Source organism: Mesorhizobium sp. M4B.F.Ca.ET.143.01.1.1, from assembly GCF_004792275.1.
Classification (GTDB): domain Bacteria; phylum Pseudomonadota; class Alphaproteobacteria; order Rhizobiales; family Rhizobiaceae; genus Mesorhizobium; species Mesorhizobium abyssinicae.
Genome location: NZ_SRSR01000011.1, coordinates 48,724 through 69,630, shown reverse-complemented (window position 1 = coordinate 69,630; position 20,907 = coordinate 48,724). Strand labels below are relative to the sequence as shown.

The 20,907-nt window shown below is 65.8% G+C and carries 17 protein-coding genes; 7 read left to right on the top strand and 10 right to left on the bottom strand.

Going from position 1 to position 20,907, the window contains the following annotated elements; translation table 11 throughout:
* Window positions 1-100 precede the first annotated feature (100 nt).
* Genes gcvT through gcvP form a run of 3 tightly spaced genes read left to right on the top strand, consistent with a single transcriptional unit; the run spans window position 101 to window position 4,403 of the window.
* Window positions 101-1,201 (top strand): glycine cleavage system aminomethyltransferase GcvT, encoded by a 1,101-nt coding sequence (gene gcvT / locus EN786_RS24350; protein WP_127312120.1) that lies wholly within the window; start codon window positions 101-103, stop codon window positions 1,199-1,201.
* Window positions 1,202-1,207: 6 nt separating this feature from the next.
* Window positions 1,208-1,576 (top strand): glycine cleavage system protein GcvH, encoded by a 369-nt coding sequence (gene gcvH / locus EN786_RS24345; RefSeq protein WP_127287394.1) that lies wholly within the window; start codon window positions 1,208-1,210, stop codon window positions 1,574-1,576.
* 16 nt (window positions 1,577-1,592) lie between these two features.
* A complete protein-coding gene (gene gcvP / locus EN786_RS24340; protein WP_135908927.1) occupies window positions 1,593-4,403 on the top strand; it encodes an aminomethyl-transferring glycine dehydrogenase in 2,811 nt (936 codons plus the stop codon).
* A 12-nt stretch (window positions 4,404-4,415) separates the two neighbouring features.
* On the opposite strand, the gene EN786_RS24335 is transcribed toward gcvP, so the two are convergent.
* The 9 genes from EN786_RS24335 to cpaB form a co-directional block, all read right to left on the bottom strand.
* On the bottom strand, window positions 4,416-5,585 hold the full coding sequence (locus tag EN786_RS24335; protein WP_127310891.1) for a GGDEF domain-containing protein: 1,170 nt from the start codon (window positions 5,583-5,585) through the stop codon (window positions 4,416-4,418).
* 337 nt (window positions 5,586-5,922) lie between these two features.
* Window positions 5,923-6,396 carry a tetratricopeptide repeat protein gene (locus EN786_RS24330; RefSeq protein ID WP_127285766.1) on the bottom strand — a complete coding sequence of 158 codons (474 nt, stop codon included), beginning with the start codon at window positions 6,394-6,396 and terminating at the stop codon, window positions 5,923-5,925.
* Window positions 6,397-6,617: 221 nt separating this feature from the next.
* Window positions 6,618-7,583 carry a type II secretion system F family protein gene (locus tag EN786_RS24325; RefSeq protein ID WP_127310890.1) on the bottom strand — a complete coding sequence of 322 codons (966 nt, stop codon included), beginning with the start codon at window positions 7,581-7,583 and terminating at the stop codon, window positions 6,618-6,620.
* Between the two features lies 1 nt (window position 7,584).
* Window positions 7,585-8,550 carry a type II secretion system F family protein gene (locus tag EN786_RS24320; protein WP_127285764.1) on the bottom strand — a complete coding sequence of 322 codons (966 nt, stop codon included), beginning with the start codon at window positions 8,548-8,550 and terminating at the stop codon, window positions 7,585-7,587.
* Window positions 8,551-8,553: 3 nt separating this feature from the next.
* A complete protein-coding gene (locus tag EN786_RS24315; protein WP_127285763.1) occupies window positions 8,554-9,975 on the bottom strand; it encodes a CpaF family protein in 1,422 nt (473 codons plus the stop codon).
* Complete coding sequence (locus tag EN786_RS24310) at window positions 9,972-11,186, bottom strand: response regulator (RefSeq protein ID WP_127310889.1); 1,215 nt, start codon at window positions 11,184-11,186, stop codon at window positions 9,972-9,974. The genes EN786_RS24315 and EN786_RS24310 overlap by 4 nt, the downstream gene beginning before the upstream one ends.
* Window positions 11,187-11,212: 26 nt before the next feature.
* On the bottom strand, window positions 11,213-11,485 hold the full coding sequence (locus tag EN786_RS24305; protein WP_127285761.1) for a hypothetical protein: 273 nt from the start codon (window positions 11,483-11,485) through the stop codon (window positions 11,213-11,215).
* A gap of 4 nt (window positions 11,486-11,489) precedes the next feature.
* Window positions 11,490-12,932, bottom strand: coding sequence for a type II and III secretion system protein family protein (locus tag EN786_RS24300; protein ID WP_127285760.1), 1,443 nt, complete (start codon window positions 12,930-12,932; stop codon window positions 11,490-11,492).
* A gap of 28 nt (window positions 12,933-12,960) precedes the next feature.
* Window positions 12,961-13,896: a Flp pilus assembly protein CpaB gene (gene cpaB / locus EN786_RS24295; protein WP_245478519.1), complete on the bottom strand. Its 936-nt coding sequence runs from the start codon at window positions 13,894-13,896 to the stop codon at window positions 12,961-12,963.
* A 231-nt stretch (window positions 13,897-14,127) separates the two neighbouring features.
* On the opposite strand from cpaB, the gene parE reads away from it, so the two are divergent.
* Both parE and EN786_RS24285 read left to right on the top strand, forming a co-directional pair.
* Window positions 14,128-16,185, top strand: coding sequence for a DNA topoisomerase IV subunit B (gene parE, locus EN786_RS24290; protein WP_135908925.1), 2,058 nt, complete (start codon window positions 14,128-14,130; stop codon window positions 16,183-16,185).
* A gap of 43 nt (window positions 16,186-16,228) precedes the next feature.
* Entirely contained in the window at window positions 16,229-18,304 is a 2,076-nt protein-coding gene (locus EN786_RS24285; RefSeq protein WP_127310420.1) for an FUSC family protein, read from the top strand.
* Here the strand turns inward: EN786_RS24285 and EN786_RS24280 are convergent.
* Window positions 18,301-19,422 (bottom strand): DUF2336 domain-containing protein, encoded by a 1,122-nt coding sequence (locus EN786_RS24280; RefSeq protein WP_127310421.1) that lies wholly within the window; start codon window positions 19,420-19,422, stop codon window positions 18,301-18,303. The two genes, EN786_RS24285 and EN786_RS24280, sit on opposite strands and share 4 nt — an antisense overlap.
* A 152-nt stretch (window positions 19,423-19,574) precedes the next feature.
* On the opposite strand from EN786_RS24280, the gene EN786_RS24275 reads away from it, so the two are divergent.
* Both EN786_RS24275 and EN786_RS24270 read left to right on the top strand, forming a co-directional pair.
* On the top strand, window positions 19,575-20,027 hold the full coding sequence (locus EN786_RS24275; RefSeq protein ID WP_127310422.1) for a MaoC family dehydratase: 453 nt from the start codon (window positions 19,575-19,577) through the stop codon (window positions 20,025-20,027).
* Window positions 20,027-20,905, top strand: a complete 879-nt coding sequence (locus EN786_RS24270; RefSeq protein ID WP_127310423.1) for a CoA ester lyase — start codon at window positions 20,027-20,029, stop codon at window positions 20,903-20,905. Before EN786_RS24275 ends, EN786_RS24270 begins: the two co-directional genes overlap by 1 nt.
* Window positions 20,906-20,907: the final 2 nt, after the last annotated feature.

Sequence of the window (20,907 nt, the reverse complement as noted above, 5' to 3'; positions counted from 1 at the left end):
CTGCCGACAGAGTTACGGGGCGCGAGTCTCTCAGGCTTCAGACAGAGGGGCACGGACTGGTCGCCATCAGCGGCCGATTGCGTGCGACTCTGGAGATGACATGACGGGCGACGAAACCAAACACCTACCCCTCGAAGATCTGCATACAGCTGCTGGCGCGCGCTTTGGTGCGTTCGCCGGCTGGTCGATGCCGCTCACCTATCCTGCCGGGGTGATGAAGGAGCACCTTCACACCCGCGAGCATGCTGGCCTGTTCGACATTTCGCACATGAAGCTGTTCCTGGTCAGCGGCCTGGGCGCGATTGCCCTGCTCAACCGCGCCTGCCCGCTCGATGCCGGCGCGCTTGAGATTTCCCAGTCGAAATACACCTTCTTCCTCAACGAGGCCGCCGGCATCATCGACGACCTCATCATCACCAGGCTTGGCGACGACCGCTTCATGGTCGTCGCCAATGCCGGCAACGCAGCCGTCGACGAGAAGCATCTGCGGGCGCTGGCCGGGGATTTCGAGGCCAAGGTGGATGCGCTCGACCGCGTCTTCCTCGCCATCCAGGGTCCCGAGGCCTGGGCCGCCCTCGCCCGCGCCGGCATCGAGACCGGCTCGCTGCTGTTCATGCACGGCATCGAGCCGCGCCAAAACTGGTTCATGAGCCGTTCCGGCTACACCGGCGAGGACGGCTTCGAGATCGGTCTGCCGGAAGCGGATGCGCGGGATCTGGTCGCGACATTGCTCAAGGACGAGCGCGTCGCGTGGATCGGCCTTGCCGCTCGCGACAGTCTGCGGCTGGAAGCGGGGCTCTGCCTGCACGGCCAGGACATCACCGAGGAATTCGACCCGGCCAGCGCCGGCCTGATGTGGGCCATCCCCAAGGACATCCGCGCGACCGGCACCTTCATCGGCGCCGATGCGCTGCGCGCCATCCTGGAGCGCGGCTTGGCGCAGAAACGTGTCGGGCTGAAGCCGGAGGGCCGCCAGCCGGTGCGCGCGGGTGCTGCCCTGTTCGACGCCGACGGCAATCCGGCCGGCCATGTCACATCGGGCGGTTTCGGCCCTTCGGCTGGTCATCCGGTTGCCATGGGCTATGTCAACACCGCGCTCGCCACGTCCGGAACAAACCTGTTCGCCGATGTGCGCGGGACGAAAATCCCGATCGATATCAACCCCTTGCCCTTCACACCTCATCGCTACCGCAAAGGATAAGTCCCGATGGCAAAAACCTATTTCACCGAAGACCATGAATGGCTGCGTGTCGAAGGCGGCGTCGCCACGGTCGGCATAACCGACTATGCACAAGAGCAGCTCGGCGATCTCGTCTTCGTCGAATTGCCGGAAACCGGCCGCAAACTGACCAAGGGCGACACCGCCGTCGTGGTCGAATCCGTCAAGGCGGCATCCGACGTCTACGCGCCGGTCGACGGCGAGATCACCGAGGCCAACAGCTCGCTCTCGTCGGACCCCTCGCTGGTCAATTCGGCCGCCACCGGCGACGGCTGGCTGTGGAAGATGAGGCTTTCCAACGAAAGCCAGCTCGAAGGCCTGCTGGATGAGGCCGCCTACAAAGCCCATATCGGCTGAAAGCAGGACAGTTACGATGACCGCAGCACCATATCCCTTCTCGGCTCGCCATATCGGCCCCGGCCTCAACGATGTCCGCGCCATGCTGGCCGTGATCGGCGTTCCGTCGGTCGAGACGCTGATCAGCCAGGCCGTGCCGAGATCGATCCGCCTCGACTTGCCGCTGACCCTGCCCGCGCCGGCCAGCGAAGCCGAGGCGCTGGCCGAATTGTCGGCGACGATGGCGAAGAACAAGGTGCTGAAGAGCTTCATCGGCACCGGCTATCACGGCGTCCACGTGCCGCCGGTCATCCAGCGCAACCTGTTCGAGAACCCGGCCTGGTACACCGCCTACACGCCCTACCAGGCCGAGATCAGCCAGGGCCGGTTGGAAATGCTTTTCAACTTCCAGACCCTGGTGACCGAGTTGACCGGTCTGCCGGTGGCGTCGGCCTCGCTGCTCGACGAGGCGACAGCGGTCGCCGAAGCCGTCGGCATTGCGCTGCGCCATCATCGCGACAAGCGCACCAAGGTGGCGCTCGCCGGCACGCCGCACCCGCAGACGCTGGACGTCGTGCGCACCCGCGCCGAGCCGCTCGGCACCGAGGTCGACGGCGAGACGATCGACGACAACACCGCCGCTCTTCTCGTTTCCTGGCCCGACACGTTCGGCGTCTATGGCGACCACAAGGCGGCGATCGAGAAAGCCCGCGCCACCGGCGCGCTGGTCATCTTGATCGCCGATCCGCTCGGCCTGACGCTGACCGACACGCCAGCCAAGCTCGGCGCCGACATCGCCGTTGGCCCGATGCAGCGCTTCGGCGTGCCGATGGGTTTTGGCGGCCCGCATGCCGCCTATTGCGCCGTTTCCGACAAGTTGACCCGGCTGATGCCTGGCCGCCTCGTCGGCCAGTCGACCGACAGCAAGGGGCGTCCCGGTTACCGGCTGGCGCTGCAGACGCGCGAGCAGCACATCCGCCGCGACAAGGCGACCTCCAACATCTGCACCGCCCAGGCGCTGCTCGCCAACATGGCGACCGCCTATGCGATCTGGCATGGTCCCGCCGGCCTGCAGGCGATCGCCGAGCGCATCCATGGTCTCGCCAGCCGCCTTGCCGCCGGCCTGACCGCATCGGGCGTTTCCGTGCTCGGCGCCAGCCGCTTCGACACGGTGACGGCCGAAGTGAAGGGCAAGGCGAAATCGATCGCCGCCGCCGCCGAGAAGATCGGCCGGCTGCTGCGCGTCATCGACGCCGACCATGTCGGCGTCGCCTTCGACGAAACCTCGACCGAGGCCGACCTCGAGGCGATCGCCGCGCTGTTCGGCGCCAAGGCCGCCGCGGCGGCCGATCGCACCGTGCCGGGAAAACCGCGCGGCAAGGAGTTTTTGACCCAGCCGGTTTTCCACGAGAACCACTCCGAGACCGACATGATGCGCTTCCTGCGCCGGCTGGCCGACAAAGACCTTGCGCTCGACCGCGCCATGATCCCGCTGGGATCCTGCACCATGAAGCTCAACGCTGCGGCCGAAATGATGCCGGTCAGTTGGCCGAGTGTCGCCAACCTGCATCCGTTCGCGCCTGCCAGCCATTCGGCGGGCTATCGCGCCATGGTCGGCGAACTGGAGGGCTGGCTGTCGGAGATCACCGGCTTCGACGCGGTCAGCCTGCAGCCCAATGCCGGCAGCCAGGGCGAATATGCCGGGCTGCTCGCCATCCGCGCCTATCACCGCTCGCGCGGCGAAAGCCATCGCACCGTATGCCTGATCCCCTCCTCCGCGCATGGCACCAATCCGGCAAGCGCGGCTATGGCGGGAATGAGCGTCGTCGTCGTGCGCTGCCTGGAGGACGGCAATATCGACATGGACGATATGAGGGCCAAGGCCAACGAGCATTCCAAAAATCTCGCGGCGCTGATGTTCACCTATCCCTCGACGCATGGCGTTTACGAGGAAGGCGCGCGCCACCTCTGCGCCCTCATCCACGAGCATGGCGGCCAGGTCTATTTCGATGGCGCCAACCTCAACGCCCTGGTCGCCCTTGCCCGTCCCGCCGACATCGGCGCCGACGTCTGCCATATGAACCTGCACAAGACCTTCTGCATCCCGCATGGCGGAGGCGGCCCCGGCGTCGGCCCGATCGGCGTCAAGGCCCACCTGAAACCCTATTTGCCGGGTCATGTCACTGAAGGCTCTGCGCATGCGGTGTCGGCAGCACCCTTCGGCAGCGCGTCCATCCTGCCGATCACCTGGATGTACATCCGCATGATGGGCGCTTCCGGCCTGAAGCAGGCTACCGAGACCGCCATCATCTCGGCCAACTATGTGGCGACACGGCTCGCGCCGCACTTCCCGCTCCTCTACAAGGGCAGGCACGATCGCATCGCGCACGAGTGCATCCTCGACACCCGCGTGCTCAAGGAGAGCGCCGGCATCAGCGTCGATGACATCGCCAAGCGCCTGATCGACTACGGCTTCCACGCGCCGACCATGTCGTTCCCGGTCGCCGGCACGCTGATGGTGGAGCCGACCGAGTCCGAGCCCAAGCGCGAGCTCGACCGCTTCTGCGAGGCGATGATTGCCATCGCCGGCGAGGCGGCCAAGGTGGCGAAGGGCGAGTGGCCGCTCAACGACAACCCGCTGGTCAACGCGCCGCACACCGCGGCGGAGGCGCTGGCCGGCGAGTGGTCGCATCCCTATTCGCGGCTGGAGGCGGCCTATCCCGCCGGCGACGCCGACACGTCGGCCAAATACTGGCCGCCGGTGTCGCGCATCGACAATGTCGCCGGCGACCGCAACCTCGTCTGCTCCTGCCCGCCGCTGTCGGAATATCTGGGCGCCGCCGAGTAGCCTGGCCGGCAATCAGGCGGAACGCAGGGCCGGCCCGCCGGCCTTGCTCTCCTTGTCCAGGACGAGCACGCGGTTCCGTCCGGCGTGCTTGGCGGCATAGAGCGCCCTGTCGGCCTCGGCCAGCACCTCGTCCAGGCTGCTGCCGCCGGCCGCGCCAAAGCCGATGCCGCCACTGACGGTGCTTCGCAACGGACCGCGCGGCGTCGGCACGACCTCGGCGCCGAAGGCGACGCCGATCTTGCTGGCAAGATCGTAAGCTTTCTCTTCCGTCATGCGCGAGATGACCAGCGCGAACTCCTCGCCGCCCAGGCGGAAGGCATCGACGCCGTTCCTGCCATACTTCCTGATGATCGCGGCGAAGCGGCACAAGACCTTGTCGCCGACCGGATGGCCGAACAAGTCGTTCGTCCTCTTGAAATGGTCAAGGTCGAACATGACGACCGCCATGAACGGACCGAAGGCGCGCTCGCCGTAGAACGAGTTCAGCGCCCGCCGGTTCATCAGCCCTGTCAGCGGATCGGTCAGCGTCTCGGCCTTCAATTCGATCTGCGCCTGCAGGTGATGCAGCGAAAGCGTCAGCGCGCCGAGACCGGTCATGCAGGCGACCGCCACGACGGTATTCAGCCGCTCCGCCCAGTTATCGGGCGCCACGCCGAGCACCCATTGTCCATGGATCGCCAGCATCGCGCCGCATAGCGCGAAGGACACCGCACAGGTACCGCTGAGAAAGGAGACGACCAGCAGGATCCGACGATCGTGACCGCCCTTGGTCCAGAACATCACCCCGATCACGGCGAGCAGCGCCGTGACGGTCGCATAGGTGACGATGAAGCCGACACCGTCAAAGCCGAGATAGGTCACGAGCGCGCAGACGGCCATGGCCGTCACCGTCGGCACAACGACGCTGCCCTGGTTGCCGACACCCAGATATTGCATGGCCGACAGGCAGATGATGAGGAAGCCGAGGCTGAGCAGCGCCAGCACCGCCTGGCAGAGCCAGGGGTTGGGCTCTTTGGTGTACTGCCAGAACAGCACGACATGCACAACGAGCACGAGGATGCCGCACGCCACCGTCAGCACGAAGCGCGCCCGCGGAGCGGTGAACCAGATCGCCAGCATGGTTATGCTTAGGCACGTGCCCGACAGCGCCGCCGCGAGCAGGAGCGAACTAAAATCCAACATTCTTGAGCGCAGCCTCTTGGGAGTCGTCGGTTGCACCCCCATTCTAGGTTAACGGCGGCCCGCCGACACCGTTTTCCGCTAACCTTTCAGCCCTACTTTCAGACAAGGTTTACAAAGCGTCCACTACTTGGCAGGGCAGATACGAAGACTAGGACGTTATGGTTTAGATTGGAACAGTTCTGTTGCGACCGCGTGTCGATTCCTCCAAAGGAGGACGCACGCCGATGTTGTGCTGCGGGCAAGCCAGCGGACGAGGCGGGCCGTCCGCCAGCGCGAAACCAACCGGCGAATAGCCGGTCAATCGAGCGGGACGACCCAGTCCAGCCTGGTAAGGCCTCTAGCTCTTGTTCAGCAGTGCCAGATTGGCGTCGACGACGGTCTGGTCGGCCATGTGGGCCTTGGCCTCGAGCAGCAGGACCCTGGCCTTCTTCTTGTTGCCGCGCAGCAGCTGCGAATAGCCCATATTGTTGACGATCTGCGGCTTGCGCCCGGCGACCTTCAGGAGCTGGTCGTAGGCGCGGTCGGCGAAGTCGAAACGGCCCAGCTCGTCATAGGAAGCGGCGAGCCCCATCCACGCCTCGGCATTGTCGGCCTTGAGCTCGACCGCCTTGCGGAAATGCTTTTCGGCAAGGCCGTAATTCGCTTCGCGGAACTGCGCCTTGCCTTCCGCCAGGTCCGACGCGCTGACGTCCTTGGACGTCGGCTGGATCGCGGTCGTCTTGGTCGTGTCGACGGCGTTGTTGGTCGTGCAACCGGTGATCATCAAGACGGCTGCCAGTGCGGCCGCTGCCGTGGGAAGTCTGTGACGCATGCCCCTGCCCCATCGCCCGATTTGCCGGGTCGTTCTTCAGGAAGCACTCTACAAGAGGGCGATTAACCTTCGGTGCCGAAACGCGCCTAAGAATTGGTTTCGAACAAAGGTCCAATTCGACCCAAGGTCTGTCGGATTCAGGTCAGGCCGAGCCGGAGTCGAAGACGGTCGCGAAGCGGCCAAACCAGGCGGATTCCGAGAACCGGCGCGGAGCGTAAACCTTAGTGCGCTGTCATTTTGACGATGATCGGAATGATGGCGATCATCAGCACCACGGGCAGGATGCACACCGTCACCGGCACCGACATCTTGGCCGGCAAGGCATGCGCCTTTTCCTCCGCGAGCGACATGCGCTTGTGGCGCATTTCGTCGGAGAAGACGCGCAGCGCGCCCGACAGGCTGGTGCCCAGTTCCTTCGACTGCTGCAGCAGCGTTGCGAAGGAGCGCACCTCGTCGAGGCTCAAGCGATCGGCGAGCGCCTTCAGCGCGTCGTCGAGGCTGCGGCCAGCCCTCAGCTCCAGCGAAACCAGCTGCAGGTTCTGGCTCAGCGCCGGATAGGTCTTGGCGAGTTCCTTGGAGACGCGCTCGATGCCGGCCTCCATGCTCATGCCGGCATCGGAGCAGACGATCATCAGGTCCATGAAGTCGGGAAAGCCATTGCGGTATTCGCGCATCTTCTCGCGCACCTTCTGGCTCAGCACCAGGCCGGGCAGGAAGTAGCCGGCGGCGCCCGAAAGGATGACGAAGCTCCAGCGGCTGGTCATGGTCGAATCGGCGCTGGCCATCCAGTGGTTGACCAGGAAGGCGCCGAGAGCGAGACCGATGAAGGCCGCGAAGCGGATCAGGAAGAAGGCGCCGATCGCGCGCGGTTCCATGTAGCCGGCCTGGATGAGCTTCATGCGCAGCCGCGCGACATTTTCCGGGTCGCTCTTGGCGTAGAATTCCTGCGCCCGCTTCACCGCCTTCTCGCGCACCGCGTTGGAATTCTTGCGCGGCGCCGGTTCGGCCTGCTCGACGGGTTTGCTCGCCTCCTCGACCTTCAGCCGGCGCTTGACCTCGTTGCGGTCGCCCTTGGCAACGACCAGCGGCCAGGCCACCGCGCTGCCGCCGAGCAGGAGCAGCAGCACTGCCACCGGCATCAGCGAGGTCGGCGCGAGCGAGGCGAGGAATTCGATCACGCGCTGCATGTCAGAACCGGAAGTTCGACATCTTGAACATGATGGCGTTGCCCAGCATCAGCCAGGTTATCGAGCCGCCCAGCAGGTACCAGGTCTTCGCTTCGCCCCACACCTCGCGATAGAACCGCGGCATCAGCACCATGATGGCGGCGAACAGCAGCGCCGGCACCGCCGTCAGGATGTAGGCCGACATGCGGCCCTCGGTCGAAATCGCGCGCACCTTGCGGCGCAGCTTGCCGCGCTCGCGGATCGTCGACGACAGCCCGTCCAGGATTTCGCGCAGATTGCCGCCCGAGCTGGTCTGGATCGAGACCGCGGTGACGAACAGCGGCAGGTCTTCGTGGCCGACGCGATCGAACAGCGAATTCAGCGCCGACACCAGGTCCGAGCCATAGGTCACCTCGTCGGCGATGACGCCGAACTCGGTACCGATCGGGTCCGGCATCTCGCGCGCCACCATGGCGATGGCCACCGGCACCGGATGGCCGGCCTTGAGGCCGCGCGTGATCAGTTCCAGCGCCTCCGGCAACTGCATGCCGAACCGCTTCAGCCGGCGGCCGCGCTGGAAACGCATCGCCATGACCGGCAGCACCGGCAGCAGCACGACAAACAGGAGAAGGCCCATCAGCAGCGGCAGTCCGTACCAGACGGCCACGCAGCCCAGCACCAGCGCCACGCCGGAGGTGATGGTCAGAAACTTGGACAAGGGCATCGTCATGCCGGACTGGGTGCGCAACGCGCGGAACCGGTCGAGCGAGAACGCCGAGGCGCCGGCCTCCAGGCCACGTTCCTTGCGCAGCTGGATCAGCACCTGTTCCTGGCTGATCTTGTTCTCCTGCAGCTTCATGCGCCGGTTGATGGCCGTGCGCTTGTCGCTGCGGCCGGCATAAAGCAGGTAGCACGCCTCGGCGATCATGATGCCGGTGAGCGCGGCCGCGGCATAGACGACGTAGATCGCGCTAAAACCCTCGAACACCGTTCACTCCTGCGGACGGCCGGGTTCGAAATACTTGCCCGGGAATTCGATGCCCATGGCGCGCAGGTCCTCGAGGAAACGCGGGCGGATGCCGGTCGCCTCGTAGTGGCCGAGGATCTTGCCGTCGGCCTCCATGCCGGTGCGCACGAAGCGGAAGATCTCCTGCATCTGGATGACGTCGCCTTCCATGCCGGTCACCTCGGCGACGCTGGTCACCTTGCGCTTGCCGTCCGACAGGCGGGTCAACTGCACGATGATGTCGATGGCGCTGGCGATCTGGCTGCGGATCGACTGCACGGTCATCGGCATGCCGGTCATGCCGAGCATCTGCTCAAGGCGCGAAATGGCGTCGCGCGGCGTGTTGGCGTGGATGGTCGCCATTGAGCCTTCATGGCCGGTGTTCATCGCTTGCAGCATGTCGAAGGCTTCCTCGCCGCGGCACTCGCCGAGGATGACGCGGTCGGGACGCATGCGCAGCGCGTTCTTGACCAGGTCGCGCTGTTTCAATTCACCGTGGCCTTCGATGTTGGCCGGGCGCGTCTCCATGCGCGCCACATGCGGCTGCTGCAGCTGCAGTTCGGCCGCGTCCTCGATGGTGATCAACCGCTCGTCCTCGGGGATGAAGGCCGACAGCGCGTTCAGCATCGTCGTCTTGCCGGTGCCTGTGCCGCCCGAGATGATCGTGGTCTTGCGCGCATGCACGGCCGCCGCCAGCACCTCGGCCATGTTCTGGGTGATGGCGCCGAACTCGACCAGCTTGTGCAGGCCGAGCTTGTTCTTGGAGAATTTGCGGATCGACACCAGCGGCCCGTCGACGCCGACCGGCCGGATGGCTGCGTTGAAGCGCGAGCCGTCGAGCATGCGCGCGTCCACCATCGGCGCCGATTCATCGACGCGGCGGCCGACAGCGGCGACGATTTTGTTTATGATTCGAAGCAGATGCGCCTCGTCCTTGAACGGGATGTGCACCTGCTGCAGCTTGCCGCGCCTTTCGACGAAGCAGTTCTGGTGGCCGTTGATCAGGATGTCGTTGATCTCCGGGTCCTTGAGCAGCGGCTCCAGCGGGCCGAGGCCGACCATCTCGTCAACGATGTCGTCGACCAGCGCGTCGAGTTCGGCGGTGTTGATCGCCATTCGCTCCTGGCGGGTCTTTTCCGAGACGAATTCATGCACCTGCCGGCGCATCTCGTCCTTCGGCAGGCGCTCCAGCGCGACGAGGTTGATCTCCTCCAGCAGCATGCGGTGGATGCGCACGCGCGCGTCGAGAACCTTGTTGGTGTTCTTGCCGGGCGCTGCTTCGGCCTTGGGCGCCACGGGCTTGCGGGTCGTCGGGATGACGACGGCATGGTGCGCGACCGGAGCGGCCTCGGCCGGGCGCTGGGGACGCAGGTCGCGGTTCTGCAGGGTTGAAAAGCGGCTGGTCATCCGGCCTTCCTCTTCAAGAGACCCTTGCCGATGCCGAACAGCGACTTCGACTTGACCGTCGTCGTCACCGCTTCCTCGGGCAGGATGATCTTCTTGAGATCGTTGACGACATTGGCGTTCGGATCGATGTCGTGCAGCGGCACGCCACGGTCCACGGCTTCGCGCACCAGCCGGTAGTTGTTCGCGATGCCGCCGACGAAATGCTCGCCGAGGATGTCCTGGACGTCGGCCTGCTTGATGCCGTTGTCGAACATCTTCTGCTCGAAGCGGTTGACGATGACGTTCGGCTTCACTTCCCTGCCGGCGGTCTCGTAGATCGCCTGGATCAGGCGCTGCGTGTGGCGCAGGCACGGCACCGTCATCTCGGCCACGATGTAGAGCTTGTTGGAACCGAGCAGCACCGTCTCGGTCCACGGGAACCAGGTGCGCGGCATGTCGATGACGACATTGTCGAAATAGGCCGAGACGAGATCGAGCATGCGCACCACGACGTCGGTCTTGAAGGAGCGCATTTCCGATGGGCGCGTCGGTGCGGCCAGCACGCACAGCCCGCTTGCATGCTTGGACAGCATCACATCCAGCAGCTGCCGGTCGAGCCGCTCAGGCTGGTTCTCGATTTCGGTGATGTCGAAGCGCGGCTCGAGGTCGAGATATTCGGCGCAGGCGCCCTGCTGGAAGTTGAGGTCGACGACGCAGGTCGAGGCGCCGCGCGTCACCGAATGATGCAGCTGGAAGGCGGTCTGCAGCGCCAGCGTCGTGGTGCCGACGCCACCGGCGGCGGGCATGAAGGTGTAGATCTGCGACTCGGTGTTTTCCTCGCGCCCCGGCCCTTGCAGCGCCCGCACCACGGAACGCACCAGATCGGCGGTGGTGATCGGCTTGACCAGGAAGTCGGCGACCTGGAGCTGGACCAGGATGCGCACCGCCGCGGCGTTGAATTCCTGCGTGACCACGACGACCGGCACGCGGCCCTCCAGCCGGCGCATGACGCGCTGCAGCGACTCGATCTCCTCCAGCTTGGCCGCGTCCATGTCCACGATCAGCGCGCCGAAATCCGCCTCCTGGACCTCGCCGCGCAGCTCGGTGACGTTCTTCTCGACCGTCAGAAGCTCGATGACGTCCGAGGCGGCGAACGCCGTGCGGGTGTCCTGCAGGAACGTCCTGTCGGTGGATACGAGCAGGATCTTCTTGCTCTTGATGCCGCTTGCCATGTCGTCAGCCCGTCAGGTCAAAGAAATCAGTTGGTTGTCGTGCTCGTCTGCGCCGTCTTCTCGCCTGCCGCCTGGTCGGCGTCGCCGCTGCCGGTCGCGCTGCTGCGCTGCGCCGGCACCAGCAGCCTGGTGTTCTGGACGCCGTATTTCCACGGATCGACCATCTGCATGACGGTATTGGCCGCCTGCGCGTTGCCGGCGGCGGGCGACACGCCCTCGGTGCGCACATAGTCGTCGCTGGTGCAGCCGCAGAGGCCGGCGAGCAACAGGGCTAGCATCAGTCGCGGAACCGGACGCATGGCTTCAATCCTTCGGCAGATCGAGGAAATGCCCGGCCGTCGGCGCGGCAGGCTGGGTGACGCGGCCATCGGCCATCGCCACGGCGCGGTTTGGATCGGAAACCTTCACTTCCTCGGTGTTGTTGAGGAAATAATCCGAATTGCTGGCCGGCTGCGTGCCGTCGGTCGGCTCGACCATCTTCTTCGACGGATCGACCGGCTTGACCAGATAGGGCGTGACGATGATCACCAGGTCGGTCTCGCGCCGCTGATAGGCCTTGGACGAGAACAGCGAACCCAGCACCGGCAGCTTGCCGAGACCTGGAAGGCGCGACGTGGTGATGTCGTTCTGCGACTGCAGCAGGCCGGCGATCATGAAGCTCTGGCCGTTCTTGAGGTCGATCGAGGTCTTGGCCCGGCGCACGATAAAGCCCGGCACCGAGATCTCGCCGATATTGTAGGAGGCCGACGCATCGATCGACGACACTTCCGGCGCGATGTCGAGGCTGACCAGCCCGTCCTTCAGCACGGTCGGGGTGAAATCGAGGCTGACGCCGTATTTCTTGTAGCTGACGCTGATCTTGCCATTTTCTTCCGAGACCGGGATCGGAAATTCGCCGCCGGCGAGGAAGCTTGCCGTCTGGCCCGAGCGGGCGATCAGGTTCGGCTCGGCCAGCCGCCGGGCGAGGCCCCGCTCCTCCAGCGCCTTGATGGCGATGTCGATCGAGACGCCGTTGGACAGCAGCCGGCCGATGATCTCGCCGGTTCCCGCCGCCGGGATCGTTCCCGGATCGATCGTCACGTCGCGGCCGCCGAGGCCGTAGGCGAAATTGGCGCTGTATTTGGCGCCGAGATCAATTCCGGCCTGGCGGTTGATCTCGACGAAGCGGACGTTGAGCTGGACCTGCTGCGAGGACGAGATGTTGACCGAGTTGATCACTTCCTCGTTGCCGGAAAAACGGCTGGCGATCTTGTTCGCCTTCTCGGCGGCGACCGCATCGTCCGCCTCGCCCGACAGCACCACGCGGCCGTTGGCCGAGCCGACATTGATCTTGGCGTCCGGCACGCTGGCGCGGATGGTGTTCGCCAGCTGCTCGGTGTCGAGCGTCACCTCGATGTCGATCGTGCCGACCAGCTGCTTGCTCTCGTTGAACAGCGCGATGCCGGTGGTGCCGAGGTTGTTGCCGAGCACATAGAAGGACTTGTCGGTCAATGGGTTGACGTTGGCGATCTCCGGATCGCCGATGACGATCTGGTAGAAGGCCGCGCTCGTCATGATCGTCCGCGGCTTGCCCTTGGCAACCTTGATCGAGGCGTTCTTGGTCGCCGAGACATAGACGACGTCATTGCCGGCTCGCGCCGGCCCGCCGAACGCGAGCACTCCAGCCCCGGCCAGCGCAACCGCCACGACGAGCGCGCCTGCGAGGCGCAGCCCCTGCGTCAAGCTATGTGTGTTCAGCCCAAACATTATCCCTGTCCCCGCCGGTCCCCACCGGCTATTGCTGCTGCTGCTGGTCCGGCGAAGGCACCTTGTACTCTTCGGCCTGCGTGCCGCGCGTCACGATGATCGTCTTGAACTTCGGCTTCTCAGGCTCCGTCGCCACCGCGTTGAACAGCGAGCCGGCCGCCGCCCCCGCGGTTGCCGCCACCGAACCGCCGAAGGACGAGATCGTGGTGAGACCGTCCGTGCCGGCGCTGCTGTCGCTGGCCGAGCGGAGCGACAGCGACAGCGTGCCGACGGTGCGGGCCAGCGCCACCTGCTTCGCGCCGTCGGTCGTCACCTCCAGGGTCACGGAATTGGCAACCTGCGGCTCGGTCTGGCGCTCGTCGGCGCCCTGGCCGACCGACAGAACCTTGGCATCGGCGACCACGATCTCGGACGTGATCGTCGAGCCGGATGCGCCCTGCGCGTTCTTGGCCACTTCCTGGATATCGCCGGCGTCGCGGGTCAGCACGACATCGACGCGGTCGCCCGGCGTCACGAAGCCGCCGACGCCGGCGATCTCATCGGTGCGGATGGTCACCGCCCGCATCCCCGGCGACAGCATGTTGGAGAGCGTCGCGCGGCCGTTCGGCCCCGACAGTTTGGTGAGCAGCACCGGCTCGTTGACCTCGATCGGCGACAGCACCACGCGGCTGCCTTCCTTGAGCAGTTCGTCGACGGAGGTGAACGCGCCCTGCGGCAGAGAATCCTGCGGCCACGGGATTTCGTTGAGCTGAGCCTTGTCGAGCTGCATGCCGTAGCGCAGCGGCGCGTTCGCCACCACGATGGTCTTGAACTCGACCTTGGGCGCCTGGGGCACCACGATCGAGGCCGTTTTCTCTTCGGAATCGGCTCTCGCCTGGCTCTTGACCCAGAAATCGGCGGCAAAGATCGAGATCGCGCCGAAAACGGCGGCGATGCCGATCATGGTTATGGCCTTGCCCCTCACGCGAAACCCCTGACGCCCGTGGTCTTTTGTTCGTTAGGGCTTACGCTAGGGGTTATTGTTAAAGAAACACGTATCCGAACCCGTTGGATTCGACCTATTTCCGCCGGCTTGGTTATCGAAAGGTTTTAGGATAAGAGGGCTCCAAACCCCGAACGGAACAGGAACCTCGTTCGCCCGTCAAAAGCGTGGCAGTATCGAGGAGTGATTCGCAGTACCGGACTCTAGGCGAGCATGGACGACAGCAACGACCTTTTCGGCAACCTGGAAAAGCAACCGCAGCCGGTTCGCGCCAGCACGCGCCCTGCAGACCCGCTGGTGCAGGCGGCGGCCAGGCGCCCGGCTGCCTCGCGCGACGGCAGCGAGGGCTACAGCGCCGCCGACATCGAGGTGCTGGAAGGGCTTGAACCGGTGCGCCGGCGGCCCGGCATGTACATTGGCGGCACCGACGACAAGGCAATGCACCATTTGTTCGCCGAGGTCATCGACAATTCGATGGACGAGGCGGTCGCCGGCCACGCCACCTTCATCGATGTCGAGCTTTCGGCCGATGGCTATCTGACCGTCACCGACAACGGACGCGGCATTCCGGTCGATCCGCACCCCAAATTCAAGAAGCCGGCGCTCGAAGTCATCATGACGACGCTGCATTCCGGCGGCAAGTTCGACAGCAAGGTCTACGAGACCTCGGGCGGCCTGCACGGCGTCGGCGTTTCCGTGGTCAACGCGCTGTCCGACCACCTCGAGGTCGAGGTCGCGCGCGGGCGCCAGCTCTATCGCCAGCGCTTCTCGCGCGGCATTCCGGTGAGCGGCCTGGAGCACCTCGGCGAGGTGCACAACCGCCGCGGCACCAGGACCCGCTTCCATCCCGACGAGCAGATCTTCGGCAAGGGCGCCGCCTTCGAGCCGGCGCGGCTCTACCGCATGACGCGCTCCAAAGCCTATCTGTTCGGCGGCGTCGAGATCCGCTGGACCTGCGATCCCTCGCTGATCAAGGGAAAGGACACCACTCCGGCCAAGGCCGAGTTCCATTTCCCCGGCGGTCTCAAGGATTATCTGAAGGCTACGCTCGGCGACGAGTTCCAGGTCACGCGCGAGGTCTTTGCCGGCAAGAGCGACAAGCAGGGTGGCCACGGCTCGCTCGAATGGGCCGTGACCTGGTTCGGCGGCGACGGCTTCCTCAACTCCTACTGCAACACCATCCCGACCGCCGAGGGTGGCACGCACGAGGCCGGCTTCCGCAACGTGCTGACCAGGGGCTTGCGCGCCTATGCCGACCTGATCGGCAACAAGCGCGCCTCGATCATCACCTCGGAAGACGTCATGATCTCGGCCGCCGGCATGCTTTCGGTGTTCATCCGCGAGCCGGAATTCGTCGGCCAGACCAAGGACAGGCTGGCGACGATCGAAGCCATGCGCATCGTCGAGACGGCGCTCCGCGATCCGTTCGACCACTGGCTGGCCGACAATCCGCAGGAAGGCTCCAAGCTTCTCGATTGGGTGATCGCGCGCGCCGACGAGCGCGTCAAGCGGCGCCAGGAGAAGGAAGTGTCGCGCAAGAGCGCGGTGCGCAAGCTGCGCCTGCCGGGCAAGCTCGCCGACTGTACGCAGAACGCCGCGGCCGGCGCCGAGCTGTTCATCGTCGAAGGCGATTCCGCCGGCGGTTCGGCCAAGCAGGCGCGCGACCGCGCCAGCCAGGCGGTGCTGCCGCTGCGCGGCAAGATCCTCAACGTCGCCAGCGCCGGCAACGACAAGCTGGCGGCCAACCAGCAGATCTCGGACCTGGTTCAGGCGCTCGGCTGCGGCACGCGCTCCAAATACCGCGACGAGGATTTGCGCTACGACCGCGTCATCATCATGACCGACGCCGATGTCGACGGCGCCCATATCGCCTCGCTGCTGATCACCTTCTTCTATCAGGAGATGCCGAATCTGGTGAACGGCGGCCATCTCTATCTGGCGGTGCCGCCGCTCTATTCGATCCGGCAGGGCGGCAAGGTCGCCTATGCTCGCGACGACGCGCACAAGGACGAGCTGCTGCGCACCGAATTCACCGGGCGCGCCAAGGTCGAGATCGGCCGCTTCAAGGGCCTGGGCGAGATGATGGCCTCGCAGCTCAAGGAAACGACCATGGACCCGAGGAAGCGCACGCTGCTCAGGGTCGACGTGATCGAAGCCGCGGCGGCGACCAAGGACAGGGTCGACGAACTGATGGGCACCAAGCCGGAAGCCCGTTTCCGCTTCATCCAGGAGCGCGCCGAATTCGCCGAGGCGGACGTGCTGGATATCTGAGTGCTGACCGGTCCATAACAGGCTCCGTTGCGGAGACGAGCATGTGACCTTGGCGCGTGTGAAAGATCTTATCGAGGCGAGGTTCGGTAGCCTGACCCGGCCGACGCGTTCGGACTGGATCTTCGCCCTGCGCACCGTTTCGGCCGGGCTGATCGCGCTGCTCGCCGCCTACGCCCTCAAGCTCGACCACCCGCAATGGGCGATGATGACGGTGTTCATCGTTGCTCAGCCCGTCGCCGGCATGGTGCTGGCCAAGGGTTTCTACCGCCTGCTTGGCACGCTGGCAGGCGGGTTAGCGGCGATCGGCATCACCTCCCTGTTCGGCGCCAATCCCTGGCTGCTGGTCGTCGTGCTCGCGATGTGGATCGGGATCTGCACGCTGGTCTCGTCGCTGCTGCGCAACCCCGAAGCCTATGGCGCCGCGCTTGCCGGCTACACCGCGATGATCATCGGCCTGCCTGCTTTCGGCCAGCCGCACCTCGTCGTCGATCTTGCCGTGGCGCGCTGCGCCGAGATCGTGCTCGGCATCGTTTGCGCCGGCCTGACCAGCCGGCTGATCCTGCCGAAGCTGGCCGCCGACGCCATCATCTCGAGGCTGAAGCGCAGCATCCTCGACCTTGCCACCTATGCCGGCGGCGCTTTTTCGGGCGGTGACGCAGCCTCCCTGGCCGGCCTGCAGAGGAAGCTGATCGCCGACGCCCAGACGCTGGCCGAGATGCGCACCTACGCAAGGCTCGAAGCGCCGAGCTTTGCTCCCCGCGCCCATCCGGTCCGGCGCACGATCGGCCAGCTCCTGTGGGCGCTCTCGGCGGCACGCGCATTGCATTCGCATGCCGCGCCGAAGAATGCCGCCCTTATCCCGGTCCGCGGCGAATTGCAGGCCCTGGTCGGCGAAATGGCGACCAGCCCGGGCGCGCTGGATGACACCGGCCCGTGGGTGGCGCGGCTCGACGCGATCGCCCATGAGGCGCGGCAGACGCCCGAGGCGTCACCGGATCCCGAAAGCGACCGCCTCGGCGCCATCACCCGTCTCACCATCGCAGCCGATTTTGCCGAAGCGCTGAAGCAGGTGCTGCGCGGGCTGGACGCGCTCCGTTCGCCGGCTTCGCGGCCCTCGCGCGACCGCCGCCAGCCGGCGCTCGTCGTCCATCGCGACTATCATGCCGCCTGGCGCAACGCCGTTCGGGCGGGCCTTGCGACGCTGTTGGTCACGGCGTTCTGGCTGACGACGAAATGGTCGGAAGCCGCCGGCACGGTCATCCTCGTCGCCGTCGTCTCCAGCCTGTTCGCCGCCCGCCCCGACCCTGTCGACTCGGCGTGGGGTTTCTTCAAGGGCACCTTGCTTGCGCTGCCCTTTGCGTTCCTCGTCGGCCAGGTCGCACTGCCGGCGCTCCCCGGCTTCGGCTGGTTCACGCTCTTCGTCGTGCCGATCATGGTGCCGGCGGCTCTCGGCATGGCCAATCCGCGCCATGTCGGCGTCGCCACCGCCTTCGCCATCAATTTCCTCGCCTTCCTCAGTCCGCATCAGGCCATGACCTACGATCCTGGCCCGTTCCTCGCCGGGTCGGCGTCGATCCTGGTCGGCATTCTCATCGCCATCGGCGTCTTCATCGTCGTGCTGCCCGCCGATCCATGGGTCACCGTCCACCGCATCCTCCAGGCCATGCGCGAAGACCTGGCGCGGCTTTGCCTGCATGAACGCGTGCCCCGAAGGTCGGCCTTCGAGAGCCTGGCCTATGACCGGGTCAACCAGTTGATGCCGCTGTTGCAGCGCGTCGGCAGGAAGGGCGACGCCGTGCTCGGCGGTAGCATCGCGGCAGTGACCGTCGGGCTCGAGATCCTGCGGCTGCGCAGCGCCCAGCAGGATGCGGAGATCCCGCCGGAAACAGCTCTCTCGATCACCAACTTCCTGCGCGGGCTGGCGCGCGAGCTGCTGTTTCGCAGGCCCGGCGAACCGCAGACGGCGACTATCGCCGTCGCCAGGCAATATGCGGCGAGCATCGCCGAGCGCAGCGACAAGGCCGAAATGCTGCAGGTCGCCGCCTCGCTGCGCATCATCGCCGCCGCGATGGAGGACTATCCGGATTTCTTCGCGAAGGGCCGGGCTGACGCCGGCTAGGCCGCTGCGATCGCCAGCGCATGCCCTCGCGCGTTTTCGCGCAGCGCGTCGAGATGGATCGACTTCACCAGCCCGGCAAGGTCGCCCTCGGCCGATTGCCCGCCGAGCTCCTTCAGCATCAGCCAGCTCACTTCCTGCACGCCGGCGACGCGTTTGCCATTGGCCACCTCGCGCCACACTTTGAGCGCGCGCAGGATGATGCCGTGGGTGGCCGCGGCAAGGCCGGCGCTGCGGAACAGCGCCTGCAGCGCGACGTCGTGCCCACCGGCGAGCAGCGCCCTCACGCGTTGCTCGGATTGCTGGGCAAGCGCCACCAGCGCCGAGCCGAAGAAGTCGACCTTGCCATGCGCGATGGTGCGGATGATGAAGCTCGCGGTGAGGTCGCCACGCAGCCTGAGATGCTCGATCAGCGCGGCATGCTCATCGGCCCGCGTGCCTTCGATCAGTGTCACCGAGGCCTTCACGCAGGCATCGCGCATGACGCGATCGGCTCTTGCCGCGCCCATCAGCGCCAGCACCAGCGGCGAGCCTTTCAGCGTCTCGCCGAGCTTGACCAGCAGCATGTGCCGGCAGTCGGCGGGCAGGCGCCCGTCGGCGATCAGCGCCTCGCGCACCAGCGGCATATGGCCGTGGCGCTCAGCCATGCGGCGGAAGCTCAGCGATGCGATGTCGGCGCCGCTGTTGGCGAGCAGCACTGCGCAGGCCTCCGGCTCGCCGATTTCGGCGATCGCCGCCGCCAGCGCCATTGAGACGACCGGCCGGTCGGCAATCAGTTTCTGGGTCGCTTTCTGGCCGCCGGCGACCCGGTCGATCAAATCGGCATCGGTAAGCAGTGGCGAACGCGCCAGCACCATGGCGGCCACTTCCGGTTGGTCGGTGGCCAGCGCGCTGATGATCTGGATCGGCGCGTGATGGCTCATCGACAGCGCCTCGGCCAGCGCGAGCCGCACTTTCGACGAGGCGTCGTCGAGCAGCAGCGTCAACGCCGCTTCCGCGGCGCAGCGGTCCTCGAAAGGCAGGTCGGAATTGATATAGGCCCGCGCCAGGGCGCCGGCCGCGGCAGCACGTTCGGCAACCCTTGCCGTATCGATCCATTTTAGAAAATGCGAAACAATCATGCCGACCAGCTTGCGCCCTTGCCGGAACGTCCCGGCCCCGTTGGAAACCGTAGGCCTGAAATGGTTTACGAACGGTTCACCATGTTTATTAACTGGCTTGCGGGCACCGCAGGCAGCGCCTATCAACCCCTGAGCCGTTGAGGAGATCGTGCATGGCCGGGCTTTATCTTGAAGAGTTCGTCGTCGGCCACGTCTTCCGCCACACGCTGCGCAAGACCGTCACCGAGAGCGACAACATGCTGTTTTCGGTGATGACGCTGAACCCGCAGCCGCTGCACATCGATTTCGACTTCGCCGCCAAGAGCGAATGGGGCAAGCCGCTGGTCAACTCGCTGTTCACGCTGGGGTTGATGATCGGCATTTCGGTCAACGACATCACCGTCGGCACCACCGTCGCCAATCTCGGCATGAAGGAAACGGTGTTTCCGCATCCGGTCTTCCATGGCGACACCATCCGCGTCGAAACCACGGTGATCTCGGTGCGCGAGTCCCGCTCGAAACCCGATCGCGGCATCGTCGAGTTCGAGCACCGCGCCTACAACCAGGATGACGTTCTCGTCGCCAAATGCACCAGGCAGGCGATGATGCTGAAGAAAGCGGCCTGATGCGCTCGCTGCTGTTCGTTCCCGGCGACTCCGAAAAGAAGCTCGAAAAGGGTTTCGGCGCCGGCGCCGACGTCGTCATCGTCGACCTCGAGGATTCCGTCGCCGCCGGCAACAAGCCCGCCGCGCGCGACATCGCGGCGCGTTTCATCGCCGGGCACAGGCACCAGACGGCCTCCGCGATCTATGTACGTGTCAACGATCTGTCGACCGGCCTCACCGACGACGATCTCGCAGCCCTTGTTCCCGTTCGACCCGACGGCATCATGCTGCCGAAGTCGAACAGCGGCCAGGATGTCCAGCAGCTCTCGGCCAAGCTTAGGGTGCACGAGGCCGAGAACGGCCTGCCCGACGGCGCGATCAGGATCCTGCCGATCATCACCGAGACGCCGGTGGGCGTACTGGCGGGGAGTTACGCCGGAACCAGCGCGCGGCTCGCCGGCCTCACCTGGGGCGCCGAGGACCTGTCGGCCGCGATCGGCGCCCGCGCCGCGCGCGGCGAGAACGGCCGTTACACCGATGTCTTCCGTCTCGCCCGCGCCATGACCATCCTTGCGGCCGGTGCGGCCGAAGTCGCGGCGATCGACACCGTCTTTCCGGATTTCCGCGACATGGCCGCCTTCGAAGCCGAATGCCGCGAGGCCGAGCGCGACGGCTTCACCGGCAAGATGGCGATCCATCCGGCGCAGGTACCGGTCATCAACGCCGCCTTCACGCCGTCGGCGGAAGCCGTAAAACACTCACAGGCAATCGTCGATGCCTTCGCGGCGGCCGGAAATCCGGGCGTGGTCGGCATCGACGGCAAGATGTACGACCGGCCCCACCTGCGCCTGGCCGAGCGTCTGCTGGCGCGCGCCCGTGCCGCGGGGATTTCCACCTGACC